Genomic DNA, 15037 nt, shown 5'->3' with positions numbered 1-15037 from the left:
GGAGAGGGTCTGACCCCAGTCCTTGCGATTACTGGGGTGCCTTGAGCAGATTCGCCAGCGCCACGTATTGCTCCAGCCCGACAGTCTCCGGACGCTTGGTCGGGTCGATGCCGGCCGCCTTGATCTGCTCTTCCGTAAACATGCCGGCCAGGCAGTTGCGGATCACCTTGCGGCGCTGCGAGAAGGCCTTCATGACCACCGCTTCCAGCGTCGCCTGGTCGCACGCCAGACGCTCGGCCACGGGGATCATGCGCACGATGGCCGATTCCACCTTCGGCGGCGGGTCAAACGCTGTCGGCGGCACGATGAACAGCAGCGACATCTTGTAGCGCCATTGCAGCATCACGGACAGGCGGCCATAGGCCTTGCTGCCCGGTTCGGCCACCATGCGTTCGACGACTTCCTTTTGCAGCATGAAATGCTGGTCCTGCACCAGCGGCGCGAAATCCGCCAGGTGGAACAGCAGCGGGCTGGAGATGTTGTACGGCAAGTTGCCCACGATGCGCAGCTTCTGGCCGGCCGGCACGGGGATTTGCGCGAAATCAAACTTCAGCGCGTCGCCCGAATGGATCGTCAGCTTGGCCGGATTAAACGTTTTTTCCAGACGCACGATCAGGTCGCGGTCCAGCTCGACCACATGCATCTGTTTCAAATGACGCAGCAACTGCTCCGTCATGGCGCCCAGGCCGGGACCGATCTCGACCATGGCATCGTCCGCCTGCGGCCCGATGGCGGCCGTGATGTCGTCGAGGACGAAGCGGTCATGCAGGAAGTTCTGGCCAAAGCGTTTGCGGGCAACGTGTTTCATAATTTTTTCTATCAATGCGGTAAAGCCGGCACAGGCCGGCGGGATCGTTGAGCAGGCAGCGTCGGGTTACGCCTTGCGGCTAACCCGACCTACGCTCTGGTCGGGGTGCTGGCGCGCAGCATGTCGAGCGCCGTTTGCAGCGCCTGCTCCATGCTGTGGCAATCGGCCAGCCCCAGCCCTTGCGCGGCCAGGTCCAGCGCCGTGCCGTGGTCGACCGAGGTGCGTATCAGCGGCAAGCCCAGGGTGATATTGATGCCGCGCCCGAAGGTCGCGTATTTCAGCACGGGCAAGCCCTGGTCGTGGTACATGGCCAGCACGCAGTCGGCATCGGCCAGATATTTTTGCTGGAACAGGGTGTCGGCCGGATACGGTCCGCGCGCATCGATGCCGCGCGCTTGCGCCGCGGCAATCGCCGGGGCGATGACGTCGATTTCCTCGCGTCCCAGATACCCGCCCTCGCCCGCGTGCGGGTTCAGGCCGGTAACGAGGATGCGCGGCGCGGCGATGCCGAATTTCCGTTGCAGGTCCGTCTGGAGAATATCCAAGGTGACGGCCAGGCTGTCCATGGTGATGGCGGCGGACACGTCCTTCAATGGCAGGTGCGTGGTGGCCAGCGCCACGCGCAGGGTCGGTTCGCCATGTCCCGGTTCGCCAGCCAGCATCATCACCACTTGCGCTGTATTGGTTTTTTCTGCCAGGTATTCCGTGTGGCCGGAAAAGGCCACGCCGGCGTCGTTGATCGTGCTTTTTTGCAAGGGCGCCGTGACCATGGCGCCGAACCAGCCGGCTGCTATGCCTTCCACGGCCGCGTCCAGGGTCGCGAGCACGGAACGCCCGTTTTCCTTGTCCAGCACGCCGGGAATGACATTGTTGACGGTGGGAATATCGATCACGGCCAGGCGGCCCGGTCCGAACTGAGGCAAGCCGCTGTTGCGCACGGCTTGCAGCGACAGCGCCGCCAGGCGGATGTCCGGATCGATCAGGCTGGCCGTCAGCGCCAGGAAGGCGGCGTCGCCCAGCAGGATGCAGTTGACCTCATTGCGCATGGCCCAGGCCGCGCGTATGGAGATTTCCGGGCCGACACCGGCAGGTTCGCCACAAGTGATGGCGATGGCCGGGCGGCGTGCAGGGGGCAAGTTACTCATGCGCAATGAATCAGCGGCATTACTGGTCGTCCGCGCGGAATTCGACGTAGGCACGGTCGCGCACTTCGCGCGCCCAGTTTTCCGTCGCTTCTTCCAGCTTGCGTTCGCGCAAGGCATTGCGTGCGGCGGCGCGCTGTTTCTCTTTCGAGACGTCGTCGCTCTTGCGTTCCAGCACTTCGATCAGGTGGAAGCCGAAGCTCGATTCGATCGGCTCGCTCACCTCGCCCGGTTTCAGCGCATTCATCGCCGTTTCGAATTCCGGCACGGTGTCGCCTGGATACAGCCAGCCCAGGTCGCCGCCCTTGGCCGCCGAACCGTCATTCGAGAACAAGCGGGCCAGGTCTTCGAACTTGGCGGCCTTGTTGTCGAGACGCTCCTTCAATTCGGCCAGCTTGCGCTTGGCTTCGGCAGCCGACAGGGTCGGTGTTACTTTCAGCAGGATATGGCGGGCATGCGTCTGCTGCACGGCAGCGACGGCTTGCGCTTCGGCCGCGCTGCGGCGGTCCACCAGCTTGAGGATGTGGAAACCGGTGTTGCTCTTGATGATAGGCGTGATCTGGCCCGGTTTCAGTTTCAGCAGTTGTTCCGTGAACAGGGGCGGCACGCGGTCGCTATGGCGCCAGCCGATATCGCCGCCGCTCAGCGCATCGCTGGCGTCGGAATAGGTGGCGGCCATCTTGGCGAAATCGGCGCCCGTGCGCAGCTGGCGGCTGACTTCTTCGGCACGCGCGCGGCGCGCGGCGATCTGTTCGGGGCTGGAGTTTTCCGGAATGCGCACGAGAATCTGCGCCAGGTTCAGCTCCACCTGTTCGCTGGCGGCCGCTTTTTCCGCTTCCAGGAAGTTATCCACTTCGGAATCGGAAATCTGGATCTTGGCGTCGACTTCATGTTCGCGCAGGCGCTGCATGATGATTTCATCGCGGATTTCTTCGCGGAAGGTCGCAAACGGCGTGCCTTCTTTTTCCATCTGGTTGCGCAATTCCTGCACCGTCATTTTTTGCTGTTCAGCAATACGGCCAATCGCACGGTCCAGGGTCAGGTCATCCACGCGGACGCCCATTTCCTTGGCCAGCTGCATTTGTGCGCGCTCAACAATCATGCGCTCCAGCAATTGACGACGCAGGTCGGCAGGATCGGGCAAGGGCACGTTCTGCGCCTTCATGCGCTGTTCCACGCTCTTGATGCGGGCAACTACTTCATTGCGCGTAATCACTTCATCATTGACGACGACGGCGATGGAGTCGATGGTCTGGCCACTGCTCGACGCGGGGGGCGTGAAGCCCTTGACCGGCGCTGGGGCAGCGGCAGCGGGCTTGGCCGCAGGCGCTGGCGCAGCCTGTTGCGCCCAGACACTACTGGTCGCGGCGCCGGAAATGGCGCACAACAAAACCGTTGCAATTTTGAGTTGGTGCATACTGGCATTACGCATAATGTGTAGAGCGCTCATGAGTTCAGGTGAATAAAAAAACCGGTTTGTGCCAGCGCCGGGGACACCGGCGGCGGCAACGGTGCCTATCTTAACGGAGTGGCTGGCTCAGTGTCTGGTAACCAGGGATGGTTTTTGTAAAAGTTTCCAGGCCATTCGCGCCCAGACCCAGGCCATTCGACAAGCCCGTCAATTCCAGCTGGAAGAAGATCGGCGTCGAAACAGTCTTGGCCGTCGTCACGAAACGCTGCGCGCCCATGCGGAACACCCAGCAGTCGCCCTTGTATTCCAGACCGACCAGGCTTTCCAGCATGCTGCGATCCTTGATGGAGTAACTGATGCGTCCCACGCCATACAGGCGGTCCGTCAACGGCCATTGCGTCGATATTTCCGCATTGCGCAAACTGTCACGCTGGAAACGATTGCTGAAATTCAATACTTTCTTGGGACCTGGCTGATATTGCAAGCTGTAGTTGTAGCTCATCAGGCGGCGATCGCTGGGATTGTACTGCACCAGGCTGTCGGCGGTCCAAGTCTCGGACACCCGGCCCGTTGCTGCCAGCAGGATATCGGAACGCGACTGGTTGACGGGCGTGGTCGAATTGAGCTGCACGCGCTGGTCGGCAAAATAGAAACGCTGGCCGAAGGTCAGGCGCATGCGCTCGGTGCCGTCCGACTGCAGGAAGCGCGAGACGACGGCGGCCGTGACCTGGTTGGCGTCGCCGATGCGGTCGCTACCGACAAAACGGTTTTCCGTGAAGATCTGCGTCAGGTTGAACGTGCCGTCGGCCGTATCGAAATTCGGAAACTGCGACTGGTCGCGGTACGGCGTGTAGACGTAGAACAGGCGCGGCTCCAGGGTTTGCGTGCCGCCCTTGGCGCCAAACAGATTCGTGTCGCGTTCAAACACCAGGCCGCTGTCGACCGAGAAAGTCGGCACGGCACGCGTAAACGACGTATCCGGAAACAGCGCCTTGGTCCTGGCGTCATTGTCGAGCTGATACGCGCTGGCATTGAGCATCAGCTTGGGCGTGATGAAGTAGCCAGGGCGCATGATGGGGAAACTCACTTGCGGCACGGCCACGAGGCGCGAACCTTGCACCAGGGTCGGGTGGGCGAAGCGCGTCGCTTCCGCGTCAAAGGTCCAGTCGAAGCCGCCCCAGACGTCATATTTGCCAGCGTGGAAGTTCACCGCCGGCAAGCGGTCATACGGGCGCGGCACGGTCACGTTGGGATCGGGATCCTGCAGCACCTGGTAATTCTGCACGCGCGCCGTCAGGCTCCAGTCCTCGGTGCGGTAATCGGTGCGCAATTCGCGCAGCAACTGGCGCTCGGTGGCGGTGGCGACGGTTTTCGAAAAATCGTTCGGGTAATTATTGTCGGACGCCTCGCGCAGATCCCAGCTGTAACTCCAGCCCTTGGCCAGCGCCTGCTCGTGCCTGGACTTGATCATGTAGCGGTTGGTCTTGGTTTGCTTGTCGTTAGGCAAGAACTCGAACGACGTCTCGCCCTGGTACAGGCCGGCATCCGTCTCGCCCATGTAGCGGCCCGTCGCGCCGAGCTGGATGCCGCGCCGCTGGATGTAGCGCGGGAACAGGGTCAGGTCGCGGTTCGGCGCGATGTTCACGTAATACGGCATCAGCAGCTCGAAACCGTTCTTCGAGGCAAAGCCCGGCGTGGGCGCCAGCCAGCCCGAGCGGCGCGCACCGGACAGCGAAAACGAAATGCCCGGCGTGCCCAGGATCGGCACATCCTTGAAATAGATGATGGTCTTGCTGCCGGTGCCCACGTCGCGGCCCGTATCGAGGTTCAAGGTGCTCGATTTCAGGTACCAGTCCGGATTCGGCCCTTCGCAGGTACTGTAGGTGCCGTCGATGACAGTGGCTTCGTCGGGGTTGATGAAGTCGACGCGCTCGGCCTTGCCCTGGCCGCCGCCCACTTCGAAGCGGTACGTCGGGTTGAGCAGGAAACCCTTGCCGGTCTCCATGTTCAGCTTCAGGACGTCACCCGTGTAGTAATCGCCGAAACGCCACATCTTGATATGGCCCTCGGCGTCGAACTGATCTTCAACTTGTTTGTAACAAGCTGTATCGGCCGTCATTTTTGTGGTTTTTCCGCGCTCAATCACGACATTTTTGTCGAGATTGATCTCCCTTTCGGGGCGTCCGTTCATGCTGTTCGCCGTCATGACGGTGGGCGCGTCGGGATCTTCCACGTGAACCGGGCGCGGCGCTTTCTGGGCGTGGACAGGCACCGTCGTGGCGGCGACGAGCGCGCTGATGGCGAAAGCCCAGCGCTGCGAAGGGGGGGAGGCCGAAAACCAGCTCATGAATTGGAAGGGGCAAGCACCATGACAGGCGATTTTTTGATTTGAATCCCTTATTATATGGGAATACGCACCATCAACCCGATTCCACAGGCCGCTTAATGTCATTCTCCCCCAATTCCTCCACCGCACCGGCCTCCGCCGACGCTCGCCTGACCCTGTTGAAAGCCTGGTTGACCTCGCTTAACCTCGTCGCGCCCGAATCCGCCCGCCCCGCTTCCAGCGATGCGAGCTTCCGCCGCTACTACCGTCTCGACGTGCTGCCAGGCAATGCAACCTTGCCAGGAAGTACACTCATCGCCATGGATGCGCCGCCCGAGCGCGAAAACGTGCCCGCCTATATCAAGGTGGCCGGCTTGCTGAAAGGCGCCGGCGTGTCCGTGCCCGAGATCATCGCGCAAGACCTGGAACAGGGCTTCCTGCTGCTGTCCGACCTGGGCACGACCACCTATCTCGACGCCCTGAACCACGACAATGCCAGCGTGCTGTACGCCGAAGCGCTGGAATCGCTGATGAAAATCCAGCTGGCCAGCCAGCCCGACGTCTTGCCTGAATTCGACCGCGCCTTCATCCTACGCGAAATGAATCTGTTCCCGGAATGGTTTATCGGCAAGCACCTGGGCGCCACCTTGACGGATGTGCAACAAACCCAGCTGGACAAGGTTTTCGAGGCCATCACGGCGAATATCTTGTCGCAGCAACAAGTATTCATGCACCGCGACTACCATTCGCGCAATTTGATGCACATCAACGATGGTTCCATCCCCAATCCCGGCATCCTCGACTTCCAGGACGCCGTCTTCGGCCCCGTCACCTACGACATCGCCTCGCTGCTGCGCGACGCGTATATCCAGTGGGATGAGGAACTGGTACTCGACTGGGTGATCCGCTACTGGCAGCGCGCCAAGCAGCTGGGCTTGCCAGTCAATCCCGACATCGACGCCTTCTACCGCGATTTCGAATTCACGGCCCTGCAACGCCATTTGAAAATTCTCGGCCTGTTCGCGCGCCTGAATTACCGCGACGGCAAGGATCTGTACATGGGCGACCTGCCAACCGTGCTCGACTACGTGCGCAAGACCGCCAACCGCTACACGGAACTCAAGCCGCTGGTGCGTTTGCTCGATGCCCTCGAGAACAAAACGCCGCAGGTCGGTTACACCTTCTGATCACGTCAGAGCAATTTACAATGAATCAGAAAACGAGTATTCCATGAAAGCCATGATCTTTGCCGCAGGCCGCGGTGAACGGATGCGTCCGCTTACCGATACCTGTCCCAAACCGCTGCTGAAAGTGCGCGGCCGTCCGCTGATCGTCTGGCATGTGCTGAACCTGGTGCGCGCCGGCATCACCGACATCGTCATCAACCATTCGCACCTAGGCCATCTGATCGAGGAAACCCTGGGCGACGGCAGCGCGTACGGCGCGCGCATCGCGTATTCGCCCGAGACCACGCCGCTGGAAACGGCAGGCGGCATCGCCCAGGCGCGCCACCTGCTGGGCGATGAACCCTTTCTCGCCATTTCCGGCGACATCTATTGCCCGTATTTCGACTTCAAGCAGGTACTCGACGTGCTGGCCGACAAGGACGTGCTGGGCACGCCGTATCCGGCCGACCAGCGCGACATCGCCTGGACTTACCTGGTGCCCAATCCCGACTTCCACCCACAGGGCGACTTCGGTCTGACCTTGTTCGCGATCAACAATACGGACGACACCAAGTGGACCTTCGCCAACATCGGCGTGTACCGCCCTGAAATGTTCGACGGCATCGCGCCCGGCAGCCACGCCAAGCTCGGCGATTTGTTGCGCCGGTATGCGGACCAGGGCCGCGTGGGCGGTGAAGTCTATCCCGGCGAGTGGACGAATGTGGGTACGCCGGCACAGCTCGACGCGCTCAATGGCGTGACAGCCAAGGCGCCCGCCGCATGATGGCCAACTACGCGGCCCGGCGCGCGGCGCTGCTGTCGCAGATGCTGCCGGGCAGCGTGGCTGTCATTGCCACGGCGCCCGAGGTGCCGCGCAACAGCGATTGCGATTATCCGTATCGCCACGACAGCTATTTCTATTACCTGAGCGGCTTTACGGAACCCGACAGCGCCGTGGCCCTCGTGGCCGCCAGCGCCACGGCGCCCGCACGCGCCATCCTGTTTTGCCGCGCCAAGAACACGGAGCGCGAAATCTGGGACGGTTTCCGCCACGGCCCCGAAGCGGCGCGCGCCACATTTGGTTTCGATAGCGCCTTCCCCATCGAGGAACTCGACGTGGAAATGACGCGCCTGCTGGCCGACTGCCCCGCCATTTACTATGCGCTGGGCGGCAGCCTCGATGCGCAAGTAAAAGTCTGGCGGCACAACGTGCGGCAAAAGGCCCGCAGCGGCGTCACGGCGCCCGCCATCGCGCATGACGTCAATGACATGCTCGACGCCATGCGCCTGCTGAAAGACACGGAAGAACAGGGCCTGATGCGCCGCGCGGCCGCCATTTCCAGCGCCGCCCACGTGCGCGCCATGCGCGCCACGCGGCCCGGCATGCACGAATACGCGCTGGAAGCGGAGCTGCTGTACGAATTTCGCCGCAGCGGCGCGCAATTCCCCGCGTACTCCTCCATCGTGGCCGGCGGCGGCAACGCCTGCATCCTGCATTACAGCGCCAACAACGCGCTCTTACAAGACGGCGAACTGGTACTGATCGACGCCGGCTGCGAACTCGATGGCTATGCCTCCGACATCACGCGCACCTGGCCCGTCAACGGCCGTTTCAGCGGCCCGCAGCGGGCGCTGTATGAACTGGTGCTGGCGGCGCAGCAGGCGTCGCTGGACATGCTGCGTCCCGGCTTGCCGCACAGCGCCATCCACGAGGCGACCGTGCAGGTGCTGGCGCAGGGCATGCTGGACCTCGGTTTGCTGGACCGGCAGAAAAGCGGCGGCGTGCAGGACGTCATCGCCGACAAGGCGTATATGCCCTTCTACATGCACGGCACCAGCCACTGGCTGGGCATGGACGTGCACGACGTGGGCGCCTACCGCGACACGGATACCCCCGGCAAGCCGTGGCGCGCTTTGGCACCGGGCATGGTGCTGACGGTGGAGCCGGGCATCTATGTGCGCCCGGGCGCGGGCGTGCCGGAGCAGTTCTGGCATACGGGCATCCGCATCGAAGACGATGTGCTGGTCACGCCGCAAGGCCATGAAGTCTTCAGTTCGGCGCCCAAGAGCGTCGCTGAAATCGAACAACTGATGTCACAGGATTAACGCCGCCGCATGCATACACCGTCCACTTTCGATCTCGCCATCTGCGGCGCCGGCCCCGTCGGCATGGCGCTGGCCGCCCTGCTGGTGCAGCGCGGCGGCCGCGCCGCCGGCATCGCCCTGCTCGACGCCAAATCCATCGAACAAGCGAGGCGCGACCCGCGCACCATCGCCCTGTCGCACGGCAGCCGCCAGATTCTCGAGGAAGCGGGCGCCTGGCCTGTGGAGGCGACACAGATCCACCAGATTCACGTCTCGCGCCGCGGCCAGTTCGGGCGCAGCCTGATGGACCGCGGCGAGCATGGCGTCGAAGCGCTCGGTTATGTCGCCCGTTACGGCGCCGTCGTCAGCGCGCTGGCCGACGTGTGCGAGCGCCTGGGCGTGGCCAGCCTGCGCCCGGCCCTGGTCACGGGCAGCGTGGAAGACGCCGACGGCGTCAGCGTGCAGATCGAGCAGGCGGGCGCCGCCTCGAGCTTGCGCGCCAGCCTGCTGGTGCAAGCCGAGGGCGGCCTGTTCGGCCAGCAGCCGGAACGCGCCGTCAGCCGCGATTATGGCCAGAGCGCCATCATCGCCCATGTGCGCACAAGTAGCCCCATCGCCCACCGCGCGTATGAACGCTTCACCGACGAAGGCCCGCTGGCCCTGCTGCCTCAGGACGATGGCTACGCGCTCGTGTGGTGCGTGCCGCCCACGCGCGCCGAACAATTGCTGGCCCTGGACGACGCGGCCTTCCTGGCGCGCCTGGGCGCCGCCTTCGGCAGCCGCCTGGGACGCTTTACGCATACGACGGCGCGCCTGGCCTATCCATTGGGCCTGAACGCCCAGGGGGGCGGCACGCCGCGCACGGTCGCCATCGGCAATGCGGCGCAAACCCTGCACCCGGTGGCGGGACAGGGCTTGAACCTGGGCTTGCGCGACGCCGCCGTGCTGGCCCGCGTGCTGGCGCAGGACGGCAGTCCGGCCGGGCTGGAACGCTACGCCAGCCTGCGCCAGGCCGACCGGGGGCTGACCGTGCGCGTGACCGACACCATGGCGCGCATCTTCACGGGCAGCGCGCCCACGCAAGGCTTGCTGGGCCTGTCGCTGGGCCTGCTGGACGCATTTCCCCCTGCACGCAAGGCATTGGCTGGGCTGATGATGTACGGCCGCCGCTAAGGCTTAGCAATAAAGAAAGAGCTGGGGCAAAAAAGAAACAGGGAACATATCCGGCATGGAGTAAACGGCCTGCGGATGCGACAATGGCTGTCACCTGGTTTCTGGCGACCGTTCCATGACAGATGCATTGCCCGCAGCACCGCCTGCCGCTCTTCCCGAAGTGCTGTTTTCCCGCCTGCTGGAAGACGCCCTCGACGCCGTCATCATCATCGACGAGCAGTGCCGCATCCGCTATATCAATGGCGCCATGCAGGCATTGTCCGGCTATGCCAGCGGAGAATTGCTGGGCCAGACCCTGAACGGCCTGCTGCCCGACGCCGTCGGCGCGCAGCACGACAACCACGTGATCAACTACATCCGCAGCTCGCGCACCTCCAGCGTGCTGGGCAAGATACGCGAATTCGCCATCCGCCACCGCGACACGCAGATGATCCCCATCGAAATGAAGGCGATGGATCTGGGCGTGGTCGACGGCATGCGCTATTTCGGCGCCTTTTTGCTCGACGTGCGCGAACGGCGCGAACTGGCGGCAAAGAACGCCAGCCTGCTGGCCCAACTGGAACAGCAGGCGCTGCACGATGCGCTGACGTCGCTGCCCAACCGGCGCGCCTATGAAGCGCAGGCCGAGCAGGCGATGGCGCGCGCGGCGCGCAGCGGCGCCGCCCTGAGCGTGGGCGTGGCCGACCTCGACCATTTCAAGAAGATCAACGACCGCTATGGCCATGCCGTGGGCGACGCCGTGCTGCGCACGGTGTCGCAGGCGCTGCGCGACACGGGACGCATCACCGACGTGGCGGCGCGCCTCGGTGGCGAGGAATTCGGCCTGCTCTTCCCCGACGCCAGCCTGCAGCAGGCGCACCAGGTGGCCGAGCGCATCCGCGCGGCCGTGGCGGCCGCCGTCACCGAACTGCCCGACGGCGGCGCGCTGCACGTCACCATCAGCATCGGCGTGGCGCCGCTGGTGCAGGGCGCCAGCCTGGACGCGGCCATGTCGGATGCCGACAAGGCCCTGTATGTCGCCAAGCACCAGGGACGCAACCAGGTCGTCGCGGCAGCGGCCGGCCAATAAAAACGGCCCGCGCAAGGCGGGCCGTCCGGTCGCCGCAAGCGGCGTTATTCGATGGCTTTCAACATATCCTCGATCACCTTCTTGGCGTCGCCAAACACCATCATCGTGTTCGGCTGATAGAACAAATCGTTGTCCAGGCCCGCATAGCCGGACGCCATCGAACGCTTGTTGACGATGATGCTCTTGGCTTTATAGGCTTCCAGGATCGGCATGCCGGCGATCGGCGATTTCGGGTCTTTCGCGGCCGGGTTGACGACGTCGTTCGCGCCCAGCACCAGCACCACATCCGTCTGGCCGAATTCGCCATTGATGTCTTCCATCTCGAAGACCTGGTCGTACGGCACTTCCGCCTCGGCCAGCAGCACGTTCATGTGGCCTGGCATGCGCCCCGCCACGGGGTGGATCGCGTACTTGACGGTGATGCCCTTGTGCGTGAGTTTTTCCACCAGTTCCTTCAGCGAGTGCTGCGCGCGCGCCACGGCCAAGCCGTAGCCGGGCACGATGATGACGGTTTCCGCATTGCCCATGATGAAGGCGGCGTCGTCGGCCGAACCCGATTTCACGGGACGCTGTTCCTGCGCGCCCGCCGCGCCAGCGGCCGGCGCATCGCCGCCGAAGCCGCCGAGGATGACGTTGAAGAACGAACGGTTCATGGCCTTGCACATGATGTACGACAGGATCGCGCCCGAGGATCCCACGAGCGAACCGGCGATGATCAGCATCGAGTTATTCAGCGAAAAACCGATGCCGGCCGCGGCCCAGCCCGAATAACTGTTGAGCATCGATACCACCACCGGCATGTCGGCGCCGCCGATGGGGATGATGATCAGCACGCCCAGCGCAAAGGCGATGACGGCCATGACGATGAACGGCGTCCAGGCCGGCTCCACCCCGTCGGCGAAGCAGAACACCAGGCCCAGCGCGATCATCACCAGCGCCAGCACCAGGTTGAGCATGTGCTGGCCCTTGAAGCTGACGGGCGCGCCCTGGAACAGGCGGAACTTGTATTTGCCCGACAGCTTGCCGAAGGCAATCACGGAACCGGAGAACGTGATGGCGCCGACAAAGGTGCCAATGAACAGCTCGAAGCGGTTACCGATGGGCAGCGCCTCGCCGTGTTTGGCGATATTGAAGGCCCACGGTTCCGACACGGCCGCCACGGCGATGCACACGGCCGCCAGGCCTATCAGCGAGTGCATGGCCGCCACCAGTTCCGGCATCTTCGTCATTTCCACGGTTTTCGCCAGGTAGGCGCCGATGGCGCCGCCCGTGACGATGCCGATGATGACGAGGGTCAGGCCCATGCCGCCCGTTTGCTGTTCCTTCAGTTTCAGGATCAGCGCCACGGTGGTGACGGCGGCAATGGCCATGCCGCTCATGCCGAAGGCATTGCCGCGGCGCGCCGTCGAGGGCGACGACAGGCCTTTCAAGGCCTGGATGAAGCACACCGAGGCGATCAGGTACATCATCGTCACCAGGTTCATGGTGACGAAGCTCATGGCGTGACTCATTCTTTTGCTCCTTGCTTGGCTTTCGGTTCTTTTTTACGGAACATCTCGAGCATGCGCTGCGTGACGAGGAAGCCGCCGAACACGTTGACGGCGGCCAGCGCCACGGCCAGGGTGCCGGCCGCCTGCGCCAGCGGGCCTTGCGTCAGGCCGGCCGCCAGCATGGCGCCGACGATGATGATGGCGGAAATGGCATTGGTGACGGCCATCAGCGGCGTATGCAGCGCCGGCGTGACGGTCCAGACGACGTGGTAGCCGACATAAATGGCCAGCACGAAGATGATCAGGTTAATGATGGTGTGACTGATTTCCATGATGTTGTTCTCTCCGGCGCCGCGTTATTTTCTGAGGATGTCATTGCCCGCGCAAACCAGGCTGGCCTTGATGATTTCATCCTCGCGGTCGATCAGCAATTGATCGTCCTTGTCGATGATGAGCTTTAAGAAGTCCAGCACGTTGCGCGCATACAGGGCCGAGGCGTCGGCCGCCACCAGGGTCGCCAGGTTCGGTTCGCCCACGATATAGACACCGTGCTTGACCACGGTCTTGCCCAGTTCCGAGAGCGGACAATTGCCGCCCTGCTCGACGGCCAGGTCGACGATGACGGAACCGGGTTTCATGGCTTTCACCGTTTCCTCGGAAATGAGCACGGGCGCGGCGCGGCCGGGAATCAGCGCGGTGGTGATGATGATGTCGGCCAGTTTCGCCCGTTCGTGCACGAGTTCGGCCTGGCGGCGCATCCAGTCGGCCGGCATGGCGCGCGCATAGCCGCCCGAACCCTTGGCGATTTCCTTTTCTTCATCCGTGAGGAAAGGCACGTCGAGGAACTTGGCGCCCAGGGACTCCACCTGTTCCTTGACGGGCGGGCGCACGTCGGACGCCTCGATGACGGCGCCCAGGCGCTTGGCCGTGGCGATCGCCTGCAGCCCTGCCACGCCCACGCCCATGATCAGCACGCGGGCCGCCTTGACGGTGCCAGCCGCCGTCATCAGCATCGGCATGAAGCGCTGATAGGTATTCGCAGCCACCAGCACGGCCTTGTAGCCGGCGATGTTCGCCTGCGACGACAGCACGTCCATCGACTGCGCGCGCGTGATGCGCGGCACGGCTTCCAGCGCGAAGGCGGACAGCCCGGCCGTGGCCATGGCGGCGATATTGTCCGCGTCAAACGGGTTCAGCATGCCGATCAGCACCGTGCCGCTGGCCATCAGGGCCCGTTCTTCGGCATCGGGCGCGCGCACCTTGAGCACGATGGCGCAGCCATAGGCTTCCTGGGCCGTGCCGATCTGCGCGCCGGCGGCGGCATACGCGTCGTCGGGAATCGAGGCTTGCAAGCCCGCTCCCGACTGCACGACGATCTGATGCTTGGCTGCCAGCTTCTTGACTGTCTCGGGCGTTGCCGCCACCCGCGTTTCACCAGGCCGTGTTTCGGCCGGTATGCCTATCCTCATGATGCCTCCGCTAATTGATAAACTGACTAGAATCTAACACGGAAAGCAGCGCGTTAAACGTTTGTGAAGCAGCAACTTTTAGTCGTACGACACTAATTTACCCGTAATACCAATCCTTGTTCCGCCATGCGGTATGGCGCCCGTATTGTGGGAAAGGTGTGTCAATCTCACCACAGTCGAGCACGTGTGCGCGCTTGTTTTGACCACCGGTAAAGCCTATATTAGCGGGCGTTTCCTGCCATCTTGCCGCCTAAGCCCCCATGCTAGTGCGCTCCCCGGGAAAGACGTAAGTACCTCCCACCGCTATTTGCTAAAACGTTGTCATTTATCAATATGTCCGCGCAACAGAAGGCCGGGTTCAAACCGCGCGCGCAGAACAAGATAAAATGTCGGCTCTTTCAAGGATGGAATCATGCCGAGAATCTGGAAACCCTCTGTCACCGTTGCCGCCATCGTCGAGCGCGACGGCCTGTTTTTACTGATTGAAGAAGAGACCAGCGAAGGCATCAAGATCAATCAACCGGCCGGTCACCTCGACCCGTTCGAGTCGCTGGAGCAGGCGGTGATCCGCGAAACGCTGGAAGAAGCGGCCTACGATTTCATCCCCACGGCACTGGTCGGCATGTACATGTCGCGCTATCAGTCACTGCGCACGGGCGAGGACGTGACCTATTTGCGCTTCACTTTTTGCGGCACGGCCGGCGCCGAGCATGACCGCCCGCTGGACGAAGGCATCATCCGCACCCTGTGGATGACGCGCGACGAGCTGGCCGCTTGCCAGGAACGCCACCGCAGCCCGCTGGTGCTGCAGTGCGTGGACGAATACCTGGCTGGCCGGCGCGCGCCGCTGGCCCTGCTGCACACGCATGCGTCCGTTTTCAATAGCGCATAGCAATAC

The 15037-nt window shown here is 63.2% G+C and carries 13 protein-coding genes; 6 read left to right on the top strand and 7 right to left on the bottom strand.

What is annotated here, in order from left to right; translation table 11 throughout:
- Window positions 1–28 precede the first annotated feature (28 nt).
- The 4 genes from rsmA to ACPJXG_RS01585 all read right to left on the bottom strand — a co-directional run bounded on the left by rsmA (window position 29) and on the right by ACPJXG_RS01585 (window position 5708).
- Entirely contained in the window at window positions 29–808 is a 780-nt protein-coding gene (gene rsmA, locus ACPJXG_RS01600; protein WP_425253184.1) for a 16S rRNA (adenine(1518)-N(6)/adenine(1519)-N(6))-dimethyltransferase RsmA, read from the bottom strand.
- Window positions 809–897: 89 nt separating this feature from the next.
- Window positions 898–1953 (bottom strand): 4-hydroxythreonine-4-phosphate dehydrogenase PdxA, encoded by a 1056-nt coding sequence (gene pdxA / locus ACPJXG_RS01595; protein WP_425253183.1) that lies wholly within the window; start codon window positions 1951–1953, stop codon window positions 898–900.
- A 19-nt stretch (window positions 1954–1972) separates the two neighbouring features.
- Complete coding sequence (locus ACPJXG_RS01590; protein WP_425253182.1) at window positions 1973–3367, bottom strand: peptidylprolyl isomerase; 1395 nt, start codon at window positions 3365–3367, stop codon at window positions 1973–1975.
- Window positions 3368–3470: 103 nt separating this feature from the next.
- Entirely contained in the window at window positions 3471–5708 is a 2238-nt protein-coding gene (locus ACPJXG_RS01585) for an LPS-assembly protein LptD (RefSeq protein WP_425253181.1), read from the bottom strand.
- A 98-nt stretch (window positions 5709–5806) separates the two neighbouring features.
- Between ACPJXG_RS01585 and ACPJXG_RS01580 the strand changes: the two genes are divergently transcribed.
- The 5 genes from ACPJXG_RS01580 to ACPJXG_RS01560 all read left to right on the top strand — a co-directional run bounded on the left by ACPJXG_RS01580 (window position 5807) and on the right by ACPJXG_RS01560 (window position 11180).
- A complete protein-coding gene (locus ACPJXG_RS01580) occupies window positions 5807–6874 on the top strand; it encodes an aminoglycoside phosphotransferase family protein (protein WP_425253180.1) in 1068 nt (355 codons plus the stop codon).
- Window positions 6875–6917: 43 nt separating this feature from the next.
- Window positions 6918–7637, top strand: a complete 720-nt coding sequence (murU, locus tag ACPJXG_RS01575) for an N-acetylmuramate alpha-1-phosphate uridylyltransferase MurU (RefSeq protein WP_035822740.1) — start codon at window positions 6918–6920, stop codon at window positions 7635–7637.
- A complete protein-coding gene (gene pepP, locus ACPJXG_RS01570) occupies window positions 7637–8959 on the top strand; it encodes a Xaa-Pro aminopeptidase (RefSeq protein ID WP_425254697.1) in 1323 nt (440 codons plus the stop codon). Before murU ends, pepP begins: the two co-directional genes overlap by 1 nt.
- Before the next feature lie 9 nt (window positions 8960–8968).
- Entirely contained in the window at window positions 8969–10111 is a 1143-nt protein-coding gene (locus ACPJXG_RS01565; RefSeq protein ID WP_425253179.1) for a UbiH/UbiF/VisC/COQ6 family ubiquinone biosynthesis hydroxylase, read from the top strand.
- A gap of 115 nt (window positions 10112–10226) precedes the next feature.
- On the top strand, window positions 10227–11180 hold the full coding sequence (locus ACPJXG_RS01560; protein WP_425253178.1) for a GGDEF domain-containing protein: 954 nt from the start codon (window positions 10227–10229) through the stop codon (window positions 11178–11180).
- 44 nt (window positions 11181–11224) lie between these two features.
- Here the strand turns inward: ACPJXG_RS01560 and ACPJXG_RS01555 are convergent, their stop codons facing one another.
- Genes ACPJXG_RS01555 through ACPJXG_RS01545 form a run of 3 tightly spaced genes read right to left on the bottom strand, consistent with a single transcriptional unit; the run spans window position 11225 to window position 14139 of the window.
- A complete protein-coding gene (locus ACPJXG_RS01555) occupies window positions 11225–12679 on the bottom strand; it encodes an NAD(P)(+) transhydrogenase (Re/Si-specific) subunit beta (RefSeq protein ID WP_425254695.1) in 1455 nt (484 codons plus the stop codon).
- A gap of 8 nt (window positions 12680–12687) precedes the next feature.
- Window positions 12688–13002 carry an NAD(P) transhydrogenase subunit alpha gene (locus ACPJXG_RS01550; RefSeq protein ID WP_034778841.1) on the bottom strand — a complete coding sequence of 105 codons (315 nt, stop codon included), beginning with the start codon at window positions 13000–13002 and terminating at the stop codon, window positions 12688–12690.
- 24 nt (window positions 13003–13026) lie between these two features.
- The gene (locus tag ACPJXG_RS01545) at window positions 13027–14139 is read right to left on the bottom strand and encodes a Re/Si-specific NAD(P)(+) transhydrogenase subunit alpha (protein WP_035822752.1); all 1113 of its coding nucleotides are present in this window, start codon (window positions 14137–14139) and stop codon (window positions 13027–13029) included.
- Between the two features lie 412 nt (window positions 14140–14551).
- Here ACPJXG_RS01545 and ACPJXG_RS01540 point away from each other — a divergent pair, with 412 nt between their 5' ends.
- Window positions 14552–15031: an NUDIX hydrolase gene (locus ACPJXG_RS01540; RefSeq protein ID WP_034745637.1), complete on the top strand. Its 480-nt coding sequence runs from the start codon at window positions 14552–14554 to the stop codon at window positions 15029–15031.
- The last annotated feature ends 6 nt before the right edge of the window (window positions 15032–15037 follow it).

The organism is Janthinobacterium sp. NFX145 (assembly GCF_049810325.1).
In the GTDB taxonomy this organism is placed as follows: Bacteria; Pseudomonadota; Gammaproteobacteria; order Burkholderiales; family Burkholderiaceae_D; genus Janthinobacterium; species Janthinobacterium rivuli.
Note: the sequence above shows the minus strand (reverse complement) of the source record. Positions and strands in the feature narration are given on the sequence as shown.